The sequence below is a fragment of the Micromonospora arborensis genome (assembly GCF_003205615.1).
GTDB classification, from domain to species: domain Bacteria; phylum Actinomycetota; class Actinomycetes; order Mycobacteriales; family Micromonosporaceae; genus Micromonospora; species Micromonospora arborensis.
In genome coordinates, this window is the sequence record NZ_PYBV01000030.1 from 29,931 (window position 1) to 55,597 (window position 25,667).

At 67.6% G+C, this 25,667-nt stretch carries 1 protein-coding gene (only partly in view); it reads left to right on the plus strand.

From position 1 onward, the window contains the following. Positions 1-25,667: the 5' portion of a WXG100-like domain-containing protein gene (locus tag C7C45_RS23140; RefSeq protein WP_146247385.1), read on the plus strand. The gene runs 7,477 nt beyond the window's last position; the window shows 25,667 of its 33,144 coding nt (coding positions 1-25,667); it begins with the start codon at positions 1-3; its stop codon lies off the right edge, out of view.

Below are 25,667 nucleotides of genomic sequence, written 5' to 3' on the forward strand. Positions count from 1 at the left end.
ATGGCCATCGAAATGTCGGACGGCGGCGCCGAACTCCTCAAGTGGCTCACGGGCGAGGAACTTCCCGCGACCAATCCTGACAAACTGCGTCTGATCGCACAGGCTCACCTCGACGCCGCTGATGGCGTGGAGGACGTCATACCGATCCTCGCTGCCGCGGTCGCCAGCATCAGCAGTGGTGTGGTGGGCCAATCCAGCCAGGCGTTCGTCGACATGTCGAAGGACTACCTCGGCGACGACGGCTACCTGATGATCGCGTCCCGGTACGTCCGCCGGTTGGGTGACGGTCTGGACGATACCGCCAACCAGCTCGACTACACCCAAATCATGATCGTCCTGACGATCGTCGAACTGATGGTCACCCTAGCGATCGCCGCCGCGATCGCCTGGTTCTATCCGGGCATCCTGGAAGAACTGGCGATGAGGCTGCTGGTCGACAAGTTCAAGATCGCGGTCTGGCTGGCCCGCCTGATCATCGCGGTGGCGCTCGGTCAGGTGGCCGGCGTTGGTCTGCAGGTGTTGATGGACGTGATCGCGCAAGCCGAGCTGCGACGGAGGGGCCACCAGCACGGCTGGAACTCGCAGTTGACGAAGAACGCCGCAGCGGTTGGCTCGTGGACCGGGCTGATCGGTGCGGCGATGGGCGGCGCCGGCGGGGTCCTCGGCGGGCTTAGCGGTCGGTTCCTCCGTGATGCGGCCGGGCGGGCCAGCCAACGTGTCCAGGATGCTGCGCGGGGGGTGGCCGGGGGCGCGGCGGACGGGGGCAAGGCGGTCGGAGGCGCGGCGGTCGGAGGAGCGGCGGCCGGGGGCGCGGTCAAGGGGGCATTGGGCGCTGCGGCGGATTCCGGGGCCCGGAGCGCGGCGGATGCGGTGGCCAATCAGGCCAATCGGAGCGTGTTGCACGAGTTCGTCGACAATGTTTTGTCCGAGGGGGCCGTCGAGGTCGTCGGCGAGGGCACCTTCAATATGCTCACTGGAGACGGCTGGCAGTGGAGTACGGTGCCGGTCACCGCCGTCTCCGGCATGCTCTCCGGTGCCGTTGAGGGCGCGGGGGACATCGGCGGCAGCAAACTTCGCCAGATCACCCATCCCGATGCCACAACGGATCGCAACCAGACCCGCAATCAGGGCGACCTGCCTGAAAAGACGTTGCCTCCGAGCAGCGCCCCGGCGCCTGATCCTGGCGGTCCTGGGTTTGGTGAGCCTGGTCCGGGCGGGTCCGTTCCTGGCGGGTCCGATCCTGGCCTGCCCGGAGACACCGGGGGCACGACGACCGGAACCGGCCCGTCCGCCATCCCGAGAACCGGCCCGGAGCTACCGGTCGGTGGTCGTCCCACGCCAACCACCACAGGCGACACACTCCCGTCGGGCGAACCCACCCAAGACACCACCGGGCCGACCCCGATCGTCCGGACAACCCCCAACGTCTCGGGTCCCTCGACCAGTCCGGCGACTACGACTGCCCCGACGCCGCCGTCGACGCCGACTTCACCTTCGGCGGTGGTGTCGCCGCCGTCGTCGCCGACTTCACCTTCGGCGGTGGTGTCGTCGCCGTCGTCGCCGACTTCGCCTTCGGTGGTGGTGTCGTCGCCGGCTTCGCCTTCGGCCGTGGTGACGCCGCCGTCGACGCCGGGGCAGCCTTCGGCGGTGGTGTCGCCGTCGCCGTCGCCGTCGCCGTCGCCGTCGCCGTCGACTTCGCCTTCGGCGGTGGTGTCGCCGTCGTCGTCGTCGACGCCGGCTTCGCCTTCGGCCGTGGTGACGTCGCCGTCATCGCCGGGGCAGCCTTCGACCGCACCGACGCCACCGCAGTCTCCGTCCGCGCCAGCATCTTCGGTCAACCCGCCGGCGCCGGGCGCTTCAGCGACCCAGGCGGGCACGTCGGCCGCGGCGGGCACGGCGGGCACGTCGACCCCGGCCAGCCCGGGGACCGCGACGGGTGCAGCCGGCATTGCCCGCCAGGACACCGTGCCAGCGCCGGTGCGCGGCACCACCGAGACAACGTTAACCTCGGATCGCTCCGCCGGGCCACAGCCCGTCACCAGCCCGGCAGCGCAGGCAGGACGTGCCCCCGCACCGGTGAGTCCAGTGCTGAGCGGCCCGACGAGCGCGACGGTCCCCGGCTCCGTCGCCGCCGATACCCCAGGGGCGTCGTCAACCTCAGGTACGTCGTCCACCATGGCCAGGTCGACAGCATCGGTGACGCCGCTCGTCGACGACGCCGGTCGTCCGCTGCCGTCGATGGATCAGCCGATCGCGCCGACACAGCCGATCACTGCGGCGGAACCCCACCTCACGACGGACGCGGTCACGTACGTTGATCCGGCGCAGAGCGGCTCGGCCGTCTCGACTGTGCCGATGTCCGCGCCACTTACCGCTGCGGTGACCGAGCTGGACCACCTGTCGCCGGAACAACTGGACACCCTCGACGCGTTTGCGGCCACGGTGGCGTGGGAGGCGGTGCGGCAGGCCGGCACCAGGGCGGACCCGCAACCCGTCCAGGTGAAACCGGCCCGTTCGGACCGGCCCTCCGGTCGCCCGCGTACCGCCCGAAAAAGACTGCGGGACGAGCAGGTGGCCTGGCGTATTCAGGCCGACCTGAAGGTGTTGGTGGACGCGCACCTTGCGACGTTGCGGCGCGACGGATTCGCCGGCCCGAACGTTCAGGTGTGGATGGCTGACGCCCGGGGGCGGTTGGGGACACCTCCGCAGAAGCCAACCGACGCCGGGCCCGCTTCGCCGCTCTCCGCGTGGGGGTGGGAGGTACTGCGTTCGGCCGCCGCCGAGGTGTACGTCGCGGACCGGACGCCACGGCAGAAGTCGCTGCCCCGGCTGGCCGACTGGCTGGCCACGGTCGACCCGTCGGCCGTGGCCGACACCGTTGACCAGGTCGCGGCGGCGCTCGCCGTTTTCGGCGTGCTGCACGGGCGGGTGGCGAATGGTCCACTGCCGGCGGGTCTCCTGGATCAGCCCCAACCGGCCGCGTTGGCGTCCGCCCTCGGTGGGGCGCTCACGCCGATGGGTGACGCCCGCATGGTGTTCGGCGCGGTGCGGCGTACGCCGGGCGCGATGGCCCTGATCGAGACGCCGGGCGACCCGAGCCGGGTCTTCTGGCTCCTGGCCGATGACCGGACCGGCACGGTCATCCCCCGGTACGTCGACCCGGCCGCGCCTGGATCGCTCGTCCGGGCAGCCCGGGCACCGGGACCGGCGTCCGACGGATGGGGTCGGGCGATGGCGCTGCCCGGCGCCCGGGTGCTGGTACTTGATCCCGCCGGGCGGCCGACCACTTCTGCGGCACTGCTCGCCGCCGTGCCCACCCCGTCGATGAACCGGTCAGAGCGTGGCGGCTTCGGGCCGGACCGCACCCTGGACGCGTTGCTCATCCCGAGGCTCGCGGGGGCCGTACCGGGAGCTTTGCGGGTCCGCTTTCCGGGGCGGCCGGCGCGAACGTTCCCCGAGGATCAGCCGTCCGCTGGCCGTCCGGTCGTCGCTCCCGAGCCGCCGACGATCCCACCTGCCCCCCGCGTCGTGACCCCGGCGCTCGCGCCCACGGTGCTGTCGGCGGTGCCGAACAGTAGTGCCGAGGCGGCCGTACCGGCGACGACTTCGCCCCAGGGGCTCCAGGCCGGTGCGCAGGAGACGACACCGGAGTCGGTCGCCCCCGCCCCGGTGTGGTCGTTTGTCCGCGCCGACCCGACAGAGGCGAGTCAAGTTCGGAGGACCGTTTCGCGGGCGGTGTGGATGTTGAACATGCCGGCCACCCCGACTGACCCGGAAGGCTGGTCCGCAGGGCTGGTCAACCGAACTCGGGAGCTCATGGTTGGGGCCGGGCTGCCCGTTGACGACGACCATCCGATGATTCGGGCACTGGCCGAAGAACCGGAGACGTTCCTGCAATCGCGGCGCGCGTTCGACGTGCGGGTTCCGCACCGCGGTTGGTATGGGCGGGGAACGTTCCAGACGGTCTGGGTCGAGTTGGTACCCCGTCCTCAAGGCGACGACCTGGTACGCAAGGACGTGCGATCCGCAGTGGACCGGTACAGCCGGGACCGCGTGGCCAATGAGCAGAACAGGGATCCGGGCGAAGGTTCGATGTGGCACGTCGCAGTGCCGCTGCAGGCTGCCGGCGTACCGCTGACACTGAATTTTGGGGTGAGCGACGCGGGGATGCACCACGGTGCCAGTACGTCGGCCGCGGCCGTCGACTATCAGGTGGTGTACGGCGACAACGAGTCGTTCCTGGTGGAATCGGAGCTGGACCTGGTCGTTCACCGCGGCCAGATGGACGGCCCGCCCATCATCCAAGAGTCGGTGGGCAGGCACTGGTTCCGGGTCAGCAAGCGGCTCGCGCTCATGGACCTGGACGAATCCGGTGCCCCCCCGATTCAGCTGGACGACTCTGCGCGCAGCCTGTTGGCGACCAACATGGCCGCGTTGCAGGTGATCGACGACGGTGCGGCCGCCCGGCAGGCGGTGAGTTTGTTGAGCGATGTGCCGGTCGTCGAGCCGGGTAGTGACGGCCGGCAGGATGTCCGTAACCAGTGGTCGAGCCTGCAGCTCAGGCGGCTGCTCAGCGGCACCCTGGCCCCGCAGGCGGTCGCCAGCCGGGAATGGTTCGGCATGCCGCGGGCCGCCGGCGGGCTGGTCGCGAAGGTCCGGTTGGTCTCCATGCAGTCGGTCGGCACGCCGGGTGGACCCACCCGTCTGCGGCAGCAGCCGATTTTCGGCAGCGACTCCGGAACGAGCATGGAGAGCGGTTCGGGTGGGCGGGCGCGGGCCATGGTCAGCGCGTTCATACCCTTCGTGCGGTTCTCCGTCGGACCGGTCGTGACCCGTGGCAGCTCGGTCAGTGCCGGAACGTCGTCGGGTAGCAACAGCCGGGTCAGCCAGGAGGCGCAGACACCGAGCGTCGTCGTCAGGACCAAGTACGAGCTGACGCTCGCGCGGGCGACCTTCCGCAACCGGCTGCGTTTCTGGGTCAGCCGTGGGCCGACACGGGGGAGCGAGACGGTCACGTTGAACGTGATCGAGGAGGTGCCGGCCGGTGTCTACCGGGCGGCGGCCACACCACCGGCCACGCTGGCGAGCGTTGCGACGGACTCCGATACCGCGGCGGAGCCGCAGGTGGAGCCGTTGACGGAGACGTCCGAGAGAGCCGGACCATTGCCGCCGGCGGCAATGCCCACGGTCCCACGCCCTGCTCCGCCTACCACGCCCACGGTGCCGACGCCGGACCGGTTGATGGTCGATCGGGTGCGGACCATGGCGGTGCGCGAGGAGGCCCGGCACCTTCCCCGTTACATGTGGAACGACGATCGGTTGCGGGTCGGCCAAACCACGTTGTTGGGCGCGCGGGAAATCTCCGACCGCGTCGCCGAGGCCGTGCAGGACATCCTGGCGCTGCCGGAGAACGCGGAGTTCCGCGATCTGCTGCCCGACTGGAACCTGCCCAAGACCAAGAAGAGGGTGATCCGGCAGGTCCTGCAGGCGCTGACCAACCAGGAGAGCTTGGACCTGCAGAGCGGTCCGACCAGGATCGCCGCCGAGGTGCTCACCTTCACTACCGACCAGGTGGTCGTGCGGCTGGAGATGCCGGACAACAGCATCCGCCGAAGCTTGGCCGTGGTGATCTCTGCGCGTCGGACTCAGCCGGGCACCGAGCCGGAGTATCTCGGCGTACGGGACGAGAACCAGGAACCGCCCGCTGCGGGAGAGCCAGCAAAGAGGACACTCGAAGCGATCAAGGAGGCGGACGAGAAGTCCGCCGATGTTGACGCCGAGAGTGCAGACGCCCTGGTCCAGCGAGTGAAGCCGGTGGTCCGTATCCTACCGCCGGCTAGACAGCGCCATCGACGGGCGAAGTGGGGCTCGTTCCGGCTCAGCGGGGGGATGTCCACCGCTGTCGGCGTGGACCTCGACGTCCGTGCTGCGCGACTGATCAATCTCGGCGCCCGCGGACGCTACACACAGGCGCGTAGGACCACGACGAGCAGCGGTAGCGAGGAGGTGTTCCTGGACTACGGTGACGCCGCCCAGGCACTCTTCGCCGACCAGCAGGAAATCACGGTCGAGGTTCACGCGCTCGACGAGGTGACCGGGACGGTTCGGAACCTGTGGCGTCGGGCACGCGGCAGCACGCCCACCGCCCGGCGGATGACCGGTGATGGGCTGGGCCAGTTCCGGCACTGGTTGGTCTTCGAGGTCTCGAAGGACATGACCCTCGACGACGCGCGGATGGTCAGCGCACCGCCGATCGAGTTGCAACGGCCACAGGTTCAGGCAATCCAGACCCAGGGGCGGGGGGCGCAAGTCTTCGGTCTACCTCTGGAGGTGCCATCCGCGGATCTCGTCGTCAACTGGGACCACGTCTCGTACGTGCATGGTGCCGAACAGCTTCGTGCCGCGGTCGCACAGGTGATCACCGAGGCGCGGGACGCCATGGTCGCGGCCGGGGCGATCGCCCGTGGTACCTCCGTCGGGGTGGCCACGCCGGGAAGCAGTTCGCACCTGCAACTGAATCGGCAGATCAACGCGGATCGGCTGGCCGCCGCCCTGCCCAGCATGTCCCGACAGGCAGTCCAGTTGTACGACCTGGGCGAAATCATCGGCGATCCGTCGATCCAGGGCACTCTTTACGTCCGGGCGATCGTACGCAAGACCAAGACCAGGCCGGGCCCACAGGGAGTCGTGCCGCACGGTGGTGAGCACAGTGTCACCGGCTCGCTGAGTATCAGCGGCTCCCGTTCCAGGGGTGGCCAGGTCGCGGCTTCCGGTGGCCTCAGCTATGGGGACAGCGTTGGGTCGGCATCGCTTGGCGGGGCGGTAATGCAGCGCCGTACGCTCCGGTACAGCACGACGAAGACACTCGGGCTCGCTGGTGAGATCGAGCGGAACAACACCTGGGACCCAGGTTCCGGTGTTGCCGTACCCATCATCGCGGAAGAAATCGAGTTCGAGGTCTACGGGACGCTGTTCAACCCGAAGTGGCGCGCCCACGATCGGCCCTTCTCGGCCAGCCGACGCGTCACCGGCGTGACGGCGATCGGCATGATGATGGCCGACACCGCCCGCCGTGGCGGTGTTCTCGACCCGCTGCTGGAACCTGCCCCCAACGAACCGAAGATGAGCCTGCCGAGACTGCTCAATTCGGATTCGCAACAGGCACTCACCCTTCCGGCCGGCCCGTTGCCCCTGCCGCCGCGCAACCTCGGCGCTGGCCAACCCCTCAATCTGCGCCCGCTGGGCATGGAGGTGGTCAAGTGGTTGAGCGAGATCAAACTGCCACAGACAATCGTCTGGGGCGATGGCGTGCGCCTGATCGAGAACGACGCGGTTGGCCGGGAGAACATCGCGGTCATTTTGAATCACACCAGTGTCGAGTACCTGGCAGGGCACTGGGGCACGATCACCGACGGTGGTGTGTCGTTCCTCCTGACCTATCCCGGCGCGGTTGCCCGCGATCACGTGCAGGTGATCATGCAGATGGTGGCGGCCCAGGATGAAAACGGGAGGGCGATCGAGCCGGAGATCCATCGGGTGTTCGCGAGTCCGCTGAACATCGAAATGGACGTGTTCGGAGGTGTCTCGCGCACCAAGAGAACCGGTTTGGGTCACACCAAGGTCAACATCGCCACCTTCGAGCCAGGCGGGTCGGGAGGGGAGAGCGGTGCACGTTCCGGTGGCGGTGACGTGTCCGCACTGAGCGGGACGTCGCGCTACACGGGTCGGATGAAAAGCGTCTCCGATCAGCAGATGACCATTGTCGAGCTCGGCGGCGCGTGGGCCGAGATGCGGCAGCACGCAAAAATTGAGCTGCGGGCGTACCACGCCGGCAGACTACTCGGTGCGCCGCTGCAGATCGACCAGGATCTGCAGTTGGACCGCTTCGCCACTCACCTGTCCACGCGGGCCCCCGGGCCGGCGGAGGTGCTGCCGGATCCCTCCGTGGTGCTGCTGCCGCGTGCGCCGAGCCTCGAACAGGCAGCGGATTGGCAGTCCGGAACAGTGCCGCTGCCAAACGAGCAGTCCACTGCGATTGGGTTGCCGGCGCAGTTCCAGGTGCTCGATTTCCGCGGAGCGATGCTGGTCCAGGCTGCCGCCGCGTTCGCCTTGAGCGCGGCTGGCGCTCCGGACCGGGTAACCCGCCTTGGCGGCCGTACCGCCCACCAACTGATCACTGCGCTCGGGCAGCCGCTGCTGTGGGGTTCCGCCCACCAGCGGATGGCCGGTGCGGTCGAGATTCCGATCGAGGACCTCCACATCCTCGGATCGCGGATGACGATATTCGCGTACTCCCGGGTGGTGGCCGCCAAGCTGAAGGGGATCTCGCCGCCGGCCTACATCGACTCGCATCGGTTTGCCAGGACGATGACCGGCATGGATGCAGGGATGGGCCGGATCGACACGCTGGCCGCCTCCGCTGGCGGCAGCGGCAAGCCGGTCGAGGACACCCCCGTCAACAGTAGTGCCGAGCAGGCGCCAGGTCAGAGCGTCAAGGATCCATTGGCGCAGTGGGGCGGCAGCGATCTTCGGGACCCGACCGCGCAGCAGTATGGCGGCGGCGGGATGTGGTGGGGCGGGTCTCCGGGCGGGAAGGACGCCGGCGCCGCACACGGTGGCTTCAACGATTTCACCATGTCACGCGTCGGTGACCCGACAGCGCTTGTCGAATGGACCGAGGAGATTCTCCTCGTAGCCGAGGTCCCGCATGTCCTGGGCACCAGGCATGCTGCCGTGAAGGTCACCCTGCCAGAGTCCACACCGGTCCTGATGAACTTGCTCGACGCGTCCGTCCACCTCGGTTTCGCCGACAATCAAGAGGCGAGGGTCCAACTGGCCCGGGTCAATTCGGCCGGGATGGCGCTGCATCAGGCGTTCACCGAATGGCAGGGGATCAGTCGTCAGTTCGAGAATGCGCGGCTTGACATCGAACTGGCACGGCGGGCGAACGGCGGTGACGCGGTGGCCGGCCCCCAATCCGCGTCGACGTTCGACGAGCAGGACGTAACCAACGGGCCGTTGGCCAAGGCCTACCGGGCGCGACAGCAGGACTGGTACGCCAAGAAGAAGGAGTTGGACGAGCAAATCGACCGACTGCGCCAAATTGTCGAGCAGTGGGAGACACCGGCTGAGGCCGTGCCCCCGGCTGAGGTCGTGCCGTCGACTGACGTCGTGCTGCCGGACGAGCCGGACCTGTCCGCCGATTCTGCTGCCGGATCTGACCAGGATCTCGACGGGGACGTGCTGCGGCATCGGGACATGCCCGCGTCCGCTGGTGAAGCACCAGCCGAAAGCCGGCCCGCAGCGGAGGCGGAGCCCGTGCTGCCGGAGCATCAGGCCGTCGTGTCGACGCCGCCGGTACCTGTCCCAACGGTGGTCGAGGGAAGTTCCGCCACGGAGGCTGCCGAGCCGCTGCCGCTGCCGGAGTCCGCCGAGCCGCAGCCTGCCGAGCCGCAGCCGGAGACCGCCGAGCCGCAGCCTGCCGAGCCGCAGCCGGAGACCGCCGAGCCGCAGCCTGCCGAGCCGCAGCCTGCCGAGCCGCAGACCGCCGAGCCGCTGCCGGAGCCTGCCGAGCCGCTCCCGGAGTCCGCCGAGCCGGAGCCCGAGCCGGAGCCTGCTGAGCCGCAGGCCTTGCAGGGGCCTCCTGCGCCGCGGGAAGAGCCTGTTGCGGAGGCTTCGAACGTCCCGTCGACGCCGCCCGTGTTCGTGCCAACGGTGGTTGATGAGGAGAGCGTCGACAGTCAGCCGCCGCCGATACAGTCGCCTCCCGCCCCGTCGGAGCCGCCCGCCAGGCCCGACCCGTCCGAGCCGCGCTCGCCTCGCGTACCGGCGAGGACACGACCGGCGTTGAGCCCGCCGTCCCATCTCTTCCCCGGCCTGGTTCGGATGTCGGCGCCCTCGACGGCCGTCGACACGTCCTCGGTGACGGCTTCACCTGCCCGTGTCGTACCGGCTGAGGCTGGCAGTAGCGTCGCCAGCCAGGCGCAGCCGGTCGCGTCGACGAGCGCGCAGACGTCCGCCACGGAGACTTCGGTCCTGCCCGGGATGCCGTCGGAGCACGTGTCCACGGCCTTGCGTCGCGCGTCCCGGTTGATCCCACTGCAGGCGACTGAGCAACCCACCGCTCCTGATCCTGACCGTCTGCAGGCGTGGGTTTCCGAGGTCGAGCGGAGTGCCACCACGCCGACCGGCGCGCCACCGGAGACGATCCTGCCGGACTGCCTGATCCGGGCCATGTCCGCGTACCAAGCACTGCATGGCCGTTGGGCGAACACCACGGTCGACGCCAACTTCTTCGTTGCGCCGCTCCTACCCGAGCTGGTGTCTGCGCTGGGCGGCACTCTGGTCGGGGCCCCTGACGTGAGCCCGGACCGGTTGTGGCAAGCGATGCTCCGTACCCCGAACGCGATGGTGCTGGTCCACCTGCGGCCGACGAATGGGCCTGGACATGTGTTCTGGCTGTTCGCCGACAACCGGAGCGGCACGGTGGTGCCACGAGTGGTCGACACCCAGGTGCCGGGTCAGTTCGACAACGAAGCTCTCCTGAACGAGGAATCCCGCTCCCAGCTGACGCATCCGGGCACCCAGCTCCTCGTCCTCGACGGCCAGGGGCGGCCGACCACCGTCGACGCCTTGCTCGAAGAAGCGGCAGCTCCGACGAATGACGACGGCACGGTGGACGCGAACACGCCCCCACCGCCCGGCCCGAAGCAGCCCGGCCGGGCGAGTCAGGCCCGTCCCGCTGGTAACCGCTCGGATCGGTTGACCGTGGCGGCGATCGCCGCCACCTACCGGGCGACATTGCCCTACGCCGCCGCGCCGCAGCAGGTGACCGACGCGGTCCGTGCCGCGGTGGAGACCAGCACCGACCACCAGCAGGCGGCGACCGTCGCCGAGCGAGTCGGCCGCGGCCTCGGGGTCTGGCCGGCGGACCTCACCGCGGCGCCAGCCGGGCGAGGGGCGGGGCCACGTCCCTACCGTGCGCTTGACGACATCGGCGCCGGCCGAGGGCGGTTGGGCGCCAACGAGGTACGACTGACCGCGGAGGAACTGTCCACCCTGGCCGACGAGGTCGTCACCAAGGTGGGCGTCGACACCGACCCGAACAACTGCCTGCTGTTGCTCGACGAGGCCCGTTGGCGGCTCTTCCCCGACGGCGTGCGGGCCGCCACCTACACCGACGACATCATGATCGGCACCCGGCGGGGCACCGAGCACTTCGCCAGCCCGGGTCGCTGGCCGCTGGCCGACTCCCGGGCGGCGGTGGAACAGGCGGTACGCGACGCGGGGCCGGGCGGCGCCGGCTTCCTCCTGGTGGAACGCCCCAACCTGCGGCGTGCCCACGCGCTGTTCTACTACCACACCGCCGACGGTGAGGTGGTCCTCGTCGACCCGTGGGCGCCGAGCGGTCAACGGATGCGGGTGGTCGATCCGGACTCAGCCGAGCCCGGCTGGCCTGCTCTCAATCCACTGGAATCCGATATCGCCATCCGGACGCTGGTGGTGCGACCGGGCGGGCGCGTCGACTCGCAGGCCATCGTTCCCGCGACGGAGTCCGACCGGACCGCTCGGGCACTCGTGGACCGCACCCCCTACCCACAGATCGGCAGCTCTCACCTTGAGACGGAGTTCGCCCGCCTCAACGTGGCGGGCCCGATCACCACCGAGTCAGACCAGACTCCGGTGGATGACGCCGTGTCCCCGGCGGTGCGGGACGCTCTGGACGGGCTGCCGCCCTGGACGGCCGAGGCCGACTGCGTCACCCGGGTCCAGGACGTGCTCGGCGGGCTGGGGCTCGCCCGTGGGGTGCGGGATGACGGCTCCGGCCTCCGGGCCGTCAACCGGCTCGGTGCCGGGCTGAACGGCCGGTTCCGCCAGACCGACCTGACGTTCCTCACCCACCTCGAACCAGGCGCGGTGACCCCGGTATGGATCACCGCGCCGAACGACCCGATGCACATGGTGCTGGTAGAGCGTCAGGTGGACGGACGGTTCGTCCAGGTGGAGACCCAGGCCGCCGGGGTCGACCGGTTCACTGTCTTCGACCCGGCCGACCGGCGGCCGGACGATCTGCGCGTGGGACACCGGGGGCCGGCCATCCGCGGTGGCCCGGTACGGATGGTGGTCACCGACGACGGCGGCTTGGGCCAGTTCACCCCGGCCGCCACGGCGGAGTGGATGCGCCAGGTCGAGTCGGGCGACTGGCTGGCACGCGTCGACGCAGACCTGCGCTATGGCCAGCTCGCCGGCCCGAACGTGGTAATTCCGCAGGAACGCGACGACGTGAACGATTTGCGTCTCAACCCGTTCTGGACGCGACTCGAGGATCTGTCGCCGAAGGTCATGGGGGTGCACTCGGCGGTCTGGCTCTTCACCGTCGGGCAGGACGGTGACATACTCCTCGGTTCCGACAGCGCCGGACCGCTGAGTGCGGCGGACTGGGCTGAACTGATCCGCGATTTCGGCTCCGCCGAGAGGGCGCTGGAACTCAGCAGAGGCATCGTCGGACGCGGGCATCCCACCGTCGCGGCGCGGTTCGACGCCACCGGCCGGACCGTCGCGGCACCGGCCCGGATCAGCGGCGAGCTCCGGTGGAATCGGGATCTCGGCCGGTGGCAGGTGGACGACCACTCGGGCCGCTACTCCCAACCCAGCGTGCGGGGTTCGCACTCAACTCGGGATCGCACCTGGTGGTTGCAGAATGTGGCCCATCGGTTGAGCGTTCACCTCGGAATCCCGGTCAAGGCGGCGCCCCATGACCCCGACGGCACGGCGAGAAACACGTACGCCAGCGCTGAGCAGATCGAACGTCAGGTGCGAGCGATCATCGCGCCGTACGCCGATCCGACCCGGCCGTACGTCCTGCAAGAGGCCGTTAGCATGGCCCGCTCGGCGCTGGGAAACTCACAGACTCCGATAACTCGGGTCATAGCCGACGTCGCGCGGGAGGCGCGGCGGTTGGGGCTGGTCCGCGCGCCGGCGGTGCGGCTGTTGGAGCGGCAGGGGCTCGTCCCATCATCCCGGGCGGAACGGAATCGGGCTCGGCAACGGCGGCTTGCCACCGCACGGTCCTACCTCGGCGCGGAGGACTTCGACTGGGCCGAGCAGCACATCTACACGCAGCAGCGCCCGGCACCCGGTTACCTGAACGAAGAGTGGGAGTGGGTGGCAGCGAGCAGTGCGCTGCTGCGCGGCTACCTGTGGTTCGACATGCGCCGGGTGGCGGACAACGCGCTCGACCCGACAAGCGACTCGTGGGCGGCGGCCACAGCGACCACCCAGATCGTTGCCGAGGCGCTGGACAGCTTCGACGAGTTCCCTACGTACGTGGGCGACGCCCATGTGCGGCTCTCCGCCACCAGCTTCAGCCGGATGCGCCTCAATAATGGTTTCCGACTTACCATCCCGCTGGTCGCGAGCGCAAGGGAGCGAACTCGTCAGCCCTCGGGGGGCTCGGTTCTGATTCGCGTCACCACCCGCTCGGCGGTGGACCTGAGAGGAAGCAAGCCGGACGCGGTGATCTTGCGACCGGGCACGACGTACGAGCTGAGAATGGCCCTCGGACCGCAGGGCATGCGGGTCCACCTCACCGAGCAACCTCCCGCCGACACGGCTTCCGCCGACGCGGTCATCGACCCGTCGCTCACGAATCTCCCCGGCATGATGCGCAGGCAGCAGCGGACTGACGCCCTGCCCGCCGCCGCCGCCGACAGCGGCGGCACCTCTCAGCCGGCCCGCTCGGTGGAGACCGACACCGGCATCGAAGCCCAGCCGCAGCCGGCTCCCGGGTCGGCGCGGCGGATGCTCGACGGTGTGCCGCTGGGCGGGATGTCCGACCCGCTGTCCGAACCGAAGCCGACGTCGGTACGGCGTCTGGCGAACGGTGTCTGGTTCGTACCGCCACCGCAGACCGGGCATCGCCCGACCGACGCGGTCGAACGGGCGGCGGCCAACCTGTCGGTACCGGACGGGGCCGTGGTGATCGCGGCGACGGTGCCACCTGTGGATTCCAGCACGAATCCTGAAGTTTCCCTGCGGCGGTCCGTAAACGAGGTGACCACACAGATTCAGGTGATCGATACGCTCATCCGCAGATCCACGGCGACGTCGACGAACGTCCGCGGCCTGAACTCCGCTGACGTCCTGGTGTTGAACCTCTACGGGGGCAGGTGGGAACAGACCGGCCACTACGCGGCTCGTGTGCGCACGTTCCTCGACGAGATGGCCCAACAGGGGCAGCAGGTCCCCACCGGGCTGGTCGTCTCGTCCACCGTCGAGCCCACCATGCTGGACTGGTTCCGGTCGCCGGATCCGAACCCCACCCGGTGGACGGTGACGATTCCCGGGCAGCGGCGAGTCCTCGGAACCTTCGACAACCTCGCCGACGCGGTCGACCAGGCACAGCGGGGCACCCGGCCACCGATCGATCTCCATGGTGCCGTTCGGCAGCGGTTGGCTGGCGGGATCGGCCCGCACGGTCTGCACGATGCGACCCTCGCCCACCTCCTGCTCGATCAGATGCCGGTCGTGCCGGCCTACGAGCAGGACGTGCCGCCCGTTGCGCCAGTCGGCCGGCTCGGGCGGGTCCTACGGGTCCCGGTCGACCCCAACTGGTCGCTCACCGAGCAGATCCACGAGGTTCGGCGGTGGGCTCGGCTCGGCACCGTTCGGGTCTGGCCCGATCACGGCCCTGCGACGGTCGACGTGCAGTTGACCGAGGAGTTGAACAGCGGGGTGGTTCGGCTGCCCGAGTCCGATTCCGACCGGGCACTGGACGTGCTGGCCCTGCGCGCGAAGCACCGGCAGCGGGACGGGCGGCGGTTGGACCTGTGGGTGAACCAGTACGCCCACGGGACGCTGCGGGCCGTGCTGGTGCCCGCGGAGTGGCATTCGACGCTGCGCGACGAGATCCCGCCGGACGCCGTCGACCGGGTCGTGGTCGAGCCGGCCGACCTGAACGCACGGCGGATCGGCAAGTATCGGGAGGGGGAGCTGATCGCCTCGCCGACGGGGGAGGGCCGGCTCACCGCCGAGCAGTACGCCGAACTGCTGCCATCGCCGAGCGTTGACGGAGCTCCGCCGGTCGTGGTGCTGCTGTCGGACACGCCACTGGCCCGAACCCCTTTGTTCGCCCGGCAGCTCAACCGGCACGCCATCGTGGTGGTGCGACGATTCGCCGGGGCGGACGGTCCGTCGGACGGCGCCCACTGGCAGGCCTCCACCTACGACGCCGCGGCCGACAGGACGGTGACCTGGCCGCAGCGGGTGGATCTGGGAGAGCTCCTGACCGACGTGACCGGCGCCAGCTGGGCGATCCCTCGTCGTTTCGCGGTCGCCGCGTTGTCGACACTCCCCGATCCGGTGCCGTCGGAACTGATGAATTTGGTACGGCGGGCTTTCGAGGACTCGCCGATTCCCTCCTCCGATGCCCGCGTCTCCACGCCGTTGCCGGCATCGGCTGGTCACTCGGTCGAGTCGATCCGCCGCTGGTTGGGTAGCCGGGAGATCACCGCTGTCTCGCCGAGCGACCTGTGGTCCGATGGGCCGCGGATCAGCATTCCGGGCCGATACATCCGGGACGTGGAGTTGCCCGGCACCGAGGGCCAACCGGTGACGTACCGCCTGATCGACGGTGCCGCGCTGGCCGGGCACCGGTGGACCGTGCGGCTGCGGGAGGGCACCTGGCGGGTGACCGTCGACTCGGCGGCCGAGCGGGTGATCACCTGGCCCGGTCGGGTGTCCGACCCGGTGCCGGCCTACCAACCGCGCGACCCCGCCCCGTCGTATGAAACTGATGTTGATTCCTCGCCGGAGTCCGCTCGGCCGGGACACCCTCGCCACGTCATCTCGGACGAGCAGGCGCGGGCCGCGCAGGAGGCGATGGTCAACTCGGCCGCGCGCCTCTCGCCTTCGGCGGGGTCCGGCCCGGCGGGACCGTCGCGAACGGGACCGCTGTCGCGGCTCGCGCCGACGCGTCCCGGGCCAGCATCCGACGGCGTCGAAACCGGTGATTCGCGGTGGGACGCACAGCAGTTGGCTCGGCGGGATGTCCCGGCGATGCCGTATCGCCCGGCGGTGGTCCCGGCGCAACCCGCGTCAGCCGACATCTATGAGCGGTTGTTCGCAGCGGTGTCCGCTCTGCCGACCTGGGACAGGGTCACACCGGACTCTGTGAGCCGGGTGGACCAGGTGGTGACGCACCTGGGGCTGCCGGGGACGGTGTCGCGTGACGATGCCGACGGCGGTGTCGACGTGCTGGCGGCGCGGTTGCGGGGGACTTTCCATCGGGCGGGGCTGGGTGCGTTGTCGGCGCTGCGCCCGGGTGCGGTGACGGTTGTTCACGTGGAGGCGTCGAACAGGCCGAGACATGTGGTGTTGGTGGCTCGCCGGCCCGATGGCCGGCTGTTGTTGGTGGAGCCGCAGGCGGGGTTGGCTCGGCGGTTGATCGCGGTGGAGTTGCCGGCTCCAGGTAGCCCGGGTAGCACCCTTCCGGCGGCGTTGCGCGGGCCTGTGCGGCTCGTGCTCGACGACGGCGGACGGTTGCGGCAGGTCGACCTGACCGGCTCGGGTCGGCCAGTGGTGGTTTCCAGCGGCGAGGCGGTGGACACCACCTCGTCGGGCGGCGTGCTGCTGGACGCGTCGCTTACGAGGCGGACCGGCATGATGACCGTGAACGACGTGAACGACGTGACCGACGCGGTCGGCGGGGAGGCGCGGCGGACGCCGGAGGAATTGGAAGCTGTAGCGGACTCGTTGCCACGTGATGGGGTGGGCGGGTCCGTGGCTGAGGTGCGGTCCTTGGTGGACTGCGCGGACCTGGTGGGCGGGTTCGTCGGGAAGTTGCATCCGAATGTTCGGTCGTTCGGGTCTGTGGATGACGCCGTGGTGGGCCAGGGTGGTGTGGCCGGTGCTCAGGCGCGTCTCGTGCCGGGTGGTGGTTGGGGCTTGGTGGGCTCGGTGGATGGGCTGTTGGCCGACGTTGCCCGGCAGGGGTCGACCGCGGTGGTGTTGTTGAGCTTCCGGAAGGGGGAAGGACACGCCCTGGCGGTGCACGGGTCGTCGGATGGTCTGCGGTGGTTTGATCCGCAGTTGCCGCGGGCTCGTTGGGTGACGGCTGAGGAACCTGCGGTGGTGCGGGCGGCTGTCGACGTGCGGGTGGTGGTGCTCGACGCCGATGGGCGGGTGGTGCGGCCGGGATCGTGGTCGGCGCCCGGGTCGTCCAACGTGGTGCAGGTGATGTCGGATCCGCCGCAGCGCCATGATTTCGCCTCACGCCGGCCGGACCCGCGCCGGCAACCGGCGTCCACCGCTGGCGGTCCGCGATCGGCTGCCGGGACACGCGCAGTCGCCACAACGATAGACCCCCAGGTCGACCAACGTTTGCAGGCAGCGGCATTCCGCGCGGTCTCGAATTGGAAGCAGCGCGGCAGAGGAACATGGAGAAACATCTTCTACGCCTGGATCAGTAAGGCCTACGCCTCCAATAACCAAATTCCGATCGACGATCTGGCAAGTATTTTCATGGGAGTTCCCGTCGCTCGTACCCGGTTGGATCGAACGGTTGACCCTGATGAAATATTGGCCATGTGGGTGAAGGGCGAGAAGGAAGGGGGGCAGTCGCGGGAGCACTTCGCTATGCTTGCCAAGGAGCCGAGGCTCCTCGGTCTGATGTTGATGCATCCGCAGCTCGCGGTGACCTACGCCGAGAACTTCCCCAACCTCTTCGACAAGCTGCTGGCCCTCGAGGCAGCCGATCCGATAGACGTCGATCGGTTGCAGTATTTCGTCGACCAGGGGCGTGATTTTCTCAATGCGCTCGAAGAGGATTATTTTATTCGCGAAACTCATTTCAATAACGGGGGGCTGGGAGCCGCGAAGCGCTTGGGTTCCTGGTGGCACCTGATCCCGTCCCATGGTCCGGGCCTGCCCCTCAAGGACGTGCTTGCGGTAACGTCTCTCGGTGAGGTGATTGCTAGTCTGCAGGACCCGGACGCAGCGTTCCGCGATATTACCCGTTCGCCCGGTCTAACGGATGCGCTGATTACCGGGCCGATCTATTCTCGGCCGAGGAAGCAGTACGAACTTCTGTTCCAGAACCCCCGGCTCCTGGATGTGTTACGGAGTAATCCGGCAGCTGTTAGAGCTGTCGTGCAAGTGCCGGGGATGCTTGCGGCGGCGGTCAACAATCTTGATGTTGTGCAAGTGCTGAACAGCAACCCTGAGCTTGCGGACGTACTGATTGACAGCCCGGAACTGGGTGAGCGTCTTGCGGGGTCGATCGATATGCTTCGGGCGGCCGCCGAGAACCCGGCGGTGGCCCCGCTGCTGTCGAGGAATCCGGCACACTTTGACTCAAAGTCTTCTGCAGAACTGCTGGACGCGTTGCGTGCCGCAACCAGCCCCCGTCCAATCGGTCCACTGCGGAAGGAGCCCACGTCTAAGACGGAATTGGCAGTGTCCGTGAACTCGGTGCTGCGGGCTGCGGTGTTGGACCCGGCCTTGGCCAAGGATGTTCAGCAGCGGCGGTGGACTCTGTTGAACAAGAACCCCGAGCTGGCGGACTTCCTGGCCGCTAGGCCGGACCTTCTGAGCCACCCCCATGAGTACGGGCGGTTGCTGGATGACACCGACGGGCTGTGGCAGCAACTGCTGAAAAATCAGGAAGTAATCGCTCCACTGCTCCCTGCCCTGCTGCGCAGTTATGCCCTGCGCGAAGAATTGTCAAGGGGAGGAAGGGTAGCGTCGTGGCGGCGGGTGGCCAAGGAGGCTGAAGACAACACAGAATATCGAAAGACGCTTCTGCTCAGCGGTGGCCTGCGTTTGCTGCTCGCGCAATCTCTCGACCCGCTGGGCATGATCGTCCTCGAACTGCCGGAGCTGGTCAAAATTCTGGCGCGGGATGAGCGGATCCTAGCTATTGCCCCATTCAGCTTTGCGGGGTTCTGGAACATTCTCTTCAAAGCAAATGTTGGGCAAATGATCCTCGACGAGGGTGAGGGCCTGCTGCGGTTGCTGGCGCAGAATCTTGCGCTTGTCGATCTGTTGGTTGACGAAGCCCCATCTGGTCGGGCCGCTGAACTCCTGCGTAACAGCGTGCAGAGGCGTGGTGAGCTTGCGCGGCTGCTCGCGGCGAAGTCGGATCTGCTACCGACGCGTGGCCACTGGGATGCCTTGCTGTCGGCGCCGGCGTTCTTCGACTATCTCGCCGCCGATTCCGAATTGCGGCTGGCCGACGTGATCGTCGGGGAGCCCGTGTTGTTGTTGGAGGTGGCGAGTCGACCCATTCCGAATTCTGTGGATGTGTTGGCGGCGATGTTGGACGGGCCGGTGCGGGAGAGCCTGGCGCTGCGTGACGACGGGTCGAGGGACTGGCTCGGTCCGCTGCGGGTAGGTATCGAAGGCTTCGGTGGGCGGTTGCTGTCGCCGGAGGGCGTCAAATTGAACCCGGGGATCGTGCCGATGGCCGAGATTCTGCGGGATCCCGACGATGAGAGTGCGCGGCAGGCGGCGGTCGGCCTCGCTGACCTCTCCTCGGAGGAGTCGGCAGAGCTTCTGTCCGAACGCGAGAGGGTGCGGCACCATCCTCGGTTGGCGGCCTTGATAGAACGTCACCCTGCTCTTGCGGTGATCTTGGTTGAAGAACCGCAGCTGATCAACGTGCTGGACAAGTTGCCGGGATTGCTTGACCTCCTGGACGGGTCTGAGGCGTCCGATGTGTTGCTAGGTATGCAGAGTGGGCCGAAATACTTCGAAGCCCTGCTTCAGTCTGACGACTTGTACCACTTCTACCAGACGGACAGCAACGTACGTAGAAACGTTATCTTCGACGGCGACGCGCTGGCCCGCAGCGCGTCGGCAGTCCGGCTAAGTCGGGAGAGGCATCAACTTGTTCGCGAAATCGGCGCGATCGACGGCCTGAGTGATCTGATGTACATATTCCCGTCGGTGGCGGAGGTGCTTCTGGCTCATGGGCGCCACGCCTTCGAGTTTTTGGCGCGGGACGGTTTCGTTGCTCTGTTATATGCTCAGGAGGAAAAGGTCGTTGATGCGGCGGTGAGCCATCTGTCGCTGCTGCGTTTCCTGGCGAATGATCCTGGTGAGCTTTCCACGCTTGGGTCTGTGCCGGCATTGGCGGCAGCGTTCCGTGAGCATCGTTATGACTTGACTGATGGCGAGTACGAGAGCATTTTCCGGGGTTCGTTGACGCGTTTGTTTGATTCGGATCCTGGGTTGGTGGAGAAGGTTTTCTCGTCGGTTGATGTGTTGCGGGCGGTGGTCGCGGCTCCGGTGTTGGCGTCGGCGTTGGAGGATCCGGCGGTGTTCGATTTGGTGCGGGGTAGGGAGGATGTTCGGCGGTTGATCGGGCAGCAGCCGATGGTGGCTGAAGTCCTGGTGGAGCGGGCCGGGGATTGGGTGCCGGCGTTGCGTGGCCGGGAGTTGGTGCGGGTCATGACCGAGGTGCCGGCGGTGAGTGGCCTACTCGGTGCGCATCCGTTCCTGCTTGCTGCGGTTCGGGACAATCGCGCGCTCTTGCCGGCTCTTGCCGCGGACTCGCAGTTGCGGGAGGCGTTGGGTCGTAATGAGGTGCTGACCGGCGCGCTTGGGTCTAGGGCGTTGAAGCGGCTCCGGGACCGCTCCGGTGTGGTGGGCGTGTTGGCGGGGAACACGGCCGAACTGGACGCCGCGTGGTGGCCGGCTGTGTTGGCTGACATCAACCTGCTGCAGATGTTGAACGCCTGGACGGGTTTTGCCCAGAGGTTCCTGACTGAGCCTCAGTTCGTGTCGTCGTACCGACGCGACTCGGACCGTTTTGTGGGATTTGCGCGACGGTTGCAGTCGCAAGGGCGGGATGTTTCGACTCTGACTGTGGAGGATTTCGAACCGGCTGTGGCGCCGGGCGCGAAACCGTCGCCGATGGTGGCGGGGGTTGGCGCGTCACGTGCGGTGGAGTCGGTGGAGGGTGTTGCTGGTCGGGGTTCGGTGTCGGATCGTGGTGGGCATCGGGTCGCCGTGGCGTCTTCGGTCGGTTGGTTGGCGGCACGGTTCAACGCGTCCGTGGAGATGGGGGCACTGATGCGGGCCCCGCACCCCGTCCTGCTCGGGGCGATGGTCGCGGACGAGACGATGGTGCCGTTGTTGCTGGCCAGGCCCGACGTCGTCGATCTGCTGGCGGATAGCCCTGACGGGGTCGGTGACTATTCGTTCCTCACGTTCTTGACGTCGGTTGATGGTGTGCGTGATCCGCAGCAGCCTCGTCGGGTGGGGTCGTTTGAGAAGGAGTTCGACGACTGGCTGGGGATCACCGGTCTGTGGTTTGAGGGTGAGTCGAGGGCCGCGGTGCGGGCTGCCGCTCGTGCTGTTTGGTCGCGGTTGGCTGCTGAGCAGGGTGAGCGGGACAAGCAGGTTGAGGCGGACCGTCTGGAGCGGTTGGCGCGGCTGCTCCCGCATCAGAGGAGCACGTGGCAGTTCAGTGGGAAGGTGGAGTACGCCCGTTCGCTGGGGAGCTATCCGTTCTCTGCGGAGGACGTGGCGGTCCTGGCACGTGCCGCCCAGGGGGACGGCATCCGGGAGGATCACCTTCAGTTGCACCATCCTCTGCATGTCCATCTTGGTGGTGGCAGTGGAGGTGCCTCGCTCGTTTTCCTGGTGGATGAAGACGCCACGGTGTTCCCGCTCGTCTACGCCGTCAGCGAGAGTCGGTCGCATAACGCCTACCGGTGGTTCGGGGCTGGCAGTAGTTATCTGAACGGTCCGGCGCCGATCGGAGCCGCGGTCAGGGATCACCCCGCCTTCGGCACGTCGGAGCGGATGGTCGCGTCAGTGCCCGACGCCATTGCCGCTGCTGGGCGGGGTGGATCCGAGGTAGCGACGGCGCCGCCGGTTCGGCAGGTTCGTTCGGTGGATCCTGACGTCGTGCTGCGGGCGGCGATCGGTGAGTATCTCCAGGCTAGGCGGGCGTTGGATGAGCTGGGCTCGGCCAACGCGCCCGCGTCGTCCGCCGGGGGCAGTAAGAAGAGCAAGAAGAAGAACAAGGCCAAGATTGGTTCCGCTCAAGTGCAGCCCAACGATGGGCGGGTCGAACGTGAGCGGACGTTGCAGGACGCGCGCAGGAGACTCGAAGACCTCGGCGCGTGGCCGGAGCACACGCAGCGGGTGGTCGGCGGTGAGGCGCGTCGGACGCCGCAGGAGTTGGTGGCGGTGGCGGATTCGTTGCCGCTTGATGGGGTGGACGGGTCCGCGCCGTCCTTCGTGGACTGTGTGGACCTGGTGGGCGGGTTCGTGGGGGCGTTGCATCCGGGCGGTCGCCGGTTGGTCGGGTCGGTGGATGACGCGGCGGTGGGTCGGGGTGGTGTGGCTGCTGCTCAGGGGCGTCTTGTGCCGGGTGGTGGTTGGGGTGTGGTGGGTTCGGTGGATGGGCTGTTGGCCGATGTGGCCGGGCAGGGGTCTACCGCGGTGGTGTTGGTGAGTTTCCGGGAGGGAGAGGGCCACGCCCTGCTGGTGCATGGGTCGTCGGAGGGTCTGCGGTGGTTTGATCCGCAGTTGCCTCGGGGGCAGTGGGTGACGGCTGAGGAGCCTGCGGTGGTGCGGGCGGCGGCTGTCGAGGTGCGGGCGGCGGTCCTCGACGCCGATGGGCGGGTGGTGTCGCCGGGGTCGTGGTCGACGCCCGGGTCGTCCAACGTGGTGCAGGTGATGTCGGATCCGCCGCAGCGTCACGATTTCGCCTCGCGCCGGCCGGACCCGCGTCGGCAAGCGGCGTCCACCGCTGGCGGCCCGCGATTGGCTGCCGGGGCGTCCGGCCGGGCGAGCACTGTCGCCGCGGCGATAGCCCCGCAGCTCGACGAACGTCTGAGGGCAGCAGCACAGCGCGCGGTCGCGAACTGGGCTGACAAAGACTCGGCGACGAGCACTGTCTACCGATGGTTGCGGGACGGCTACGTCGCAGATAATCGGATTCCGATCGACGATCTGGCAAATATTGCGCGCACGGCACTTCCGGGCTTTGTGCAGCGGGTGAGGAGCTGGCCTGATCTTCCCAAGGGGCTCGGTGAGATAACGAACCTCTGGGCGAAGAGTGAGGCGGAAGGGGGACTGGCGCGGGACCAGTTCGCGATGCTCGCCAAGGAACCGAGGCTCCTCGGTCTGATGTTGGTGCGCCCGCAGCTCGCGATGACCTACGCCGAGGGCTTCCCCAACATCCTCGACAAACTGCTGTCCCTGGAGGATCACGCCCCGATCGACGTCGAGCTACTGCAGTACTTCGCCGATCAACGCCGCGATATTCTCGATACTTTCGAGGGTGACGCTTACCATCGCGAAAGCTTCTTCGTTCCGAATGAACTGGAGGCCATCAGGCGTCTGGGTGACTGGTCGCATCTGGTCTTCGCCCACCTTCCGACGTCTCCATTCACGATGGTGCTTTCGGAGTCAGCACTCGCTGAAGCGATTATCAATTCGCGGGATCCGGCTGCGGCGTTCGTTGGTGTTAACCGCTCGCTCGGTCTGACGGATGAACTGTTTAGCGCGCCGGATGTGGTCTCATCTTGGTCGGCGGAACAGTTTGCTCTTCTCTTCCAGGATCCCCGGCTTCTGGGTGCGTTGCAGGATGGTCCGGCAGCGGTGGGAGCCGTTGTGCGAGTGCCGGGGATGCTTGCGGCGGCGGCCGGAAACCTTGAGGTTGTGCGAGAGTTGGACGGCAATCCTGATCTTGCGGACGTGCTGATGGGCAGTCCGAAAATCGGCGAGCGTCTTGCGGGCTCCATCGAACTGCTGCGGGCGGCTGCCCGGAACACGGCGGTGGCCGAGTGGCTGTCGAGAAATCCGGCGCACTTTGACTCGATCTCCGCCGACACGCTGTTGGATGCGTTGCAAAACGCAACCCCTCCCCCTGCGGTCGGTCAATTTCCCGGGGTTCCCACGTCTCCGGCCGACAAGGCAGTGGCCAAGAACTCCGCGCTGCGGGCTGCGGTGTTGGATAGTTCCTTGCCCTCTGACGTTCGCAAACGCCGGTATGGTCTATTGAAGAGAAACCCCGATCTTGCGAACGTCCTCGCTGCCAACCCGAATATTCTGAGTCGCCCCCACGAGTACGGGCGCATGCTGGACGACCCCGAAATGATATGGCAGGAACTGGTCATCGACCAGGACATGGTCGGACCCCTGCTCCCCGCCCTGATGCGCAGTCTTACCATGCGAGAACGGTTAATCCGCAACGATGGGAAGAAGTCGTTTTTGCGGCGGGTGGCCGAGGCTGCTAGGGATAATCAAGCGTATCGAAGGGTGCTCCTGCGCAGTAGCGGCCTGCGTCTGATGACGGCAGAATTCGTCACCCCTCTGGGTGTGCTGGCCATCGATTCTCCCGAAATGATCGAATTGCTGTCACGAAACGACCGGATCCTGGCTATCGTTCCGCTCAACTACGTGGACACGTGGCCGCAAATGTTCCTGCGCGCGAAGCTTGGGCCAGTGTTCCTCAACAACGAGGGCTTGCTGCAACTGCTGGCGCAGAACTTCCAGTTTGCCATGCTGTTCGCTGAAGAGGCTACCTATGTTCGGGCCTCCGATTTCCTGCGGCGTAGCCGCCTGTCGAGGCACCCCGAACTTGCGGGGCTGCTCGCGGAGGCGCCGCATCCGCGGCTGACGAGTGCTCACTGGGATGCTTTGCTGTCAGCGCCGGCGTTCTTTGACTATCTCGGCGTAGATTCCGAGTTGCGGTTGGCCAGCATGCTCGTCGCGGAGCCTGATCTGTTGTTCGAGATCGCGAGCCGACCCATCCCGAATTCTGTCGGTGAGTTGGCGGCGATTTTCGATGGGCCGGTGCGGGAGAGCTTGGCGCTCCGTCACAGCGGGTCTGGGGAGTGGCCCGGTCCGCTGCGGGTGGGTGCTGAAAGCTTGGGTGAGCGGTTGCTGTCGCCGGAGGGCGTCTTCATGGAACCGGAGATCGTGCCGTTGGCCATGATTCTGCGGGAGCCCGACGATGAGAAAGCTGGGTCGGCGGTCCGTCGCGCTGGTCTCTCGCCGGAGGCGTCGGCAGCGCTTCTGGACCGACGCGAGCGGGTGCGGCAGCATCGTCGGTTGGCCGCTTCGGTAGAACGTCACCTTGCTCTTGCGGTGATCCTGAACAAGGAACCGCAGATGGTCGACGTGCTGGAGAAGTTGCCGGATTTGCTTGACTTCCTGGGCGAGCGGGACGGGCACATCGTTCTCCGAAGCATGAGGACCGCGCCGAAAGTCTTCGAAGCCATGCTTCAGTCCGACCCCCTGTACCACTACTACGTGACTGACGGCGCCGTGCGCGAGGAGGTATTCGGCGAGGGCGACAAGATGGCTCGTCAGGTGTCGATTCTTCAGCTCCGGCATGAGAACGGTGATCTGATTCTCCAGATCGGCGCAAACGTTCAATTGTACAGGTTGATGTACGATTTCCCGTCGGTGGCGGATGTGCTGCTGGCTCACCAGGATCGGGCGTTTGAGCTTTTGGCGTGGGAGGGTTTTGCTGGTGTGTTGGCTGCGCAGGGGGAGGGGGTCGTTGATGCGGCGGTGAGTCATCTGTCGTTGCTGCGTTTCCTGTCGGCTCATCCTGGTGAAGTGTCCACGCTCGGGTCGGTGCCGGCGTTGGCAGAGGCGTTCCGTGAGTATCGTTATGATTTGACTGATGGTGAGTATGCGCG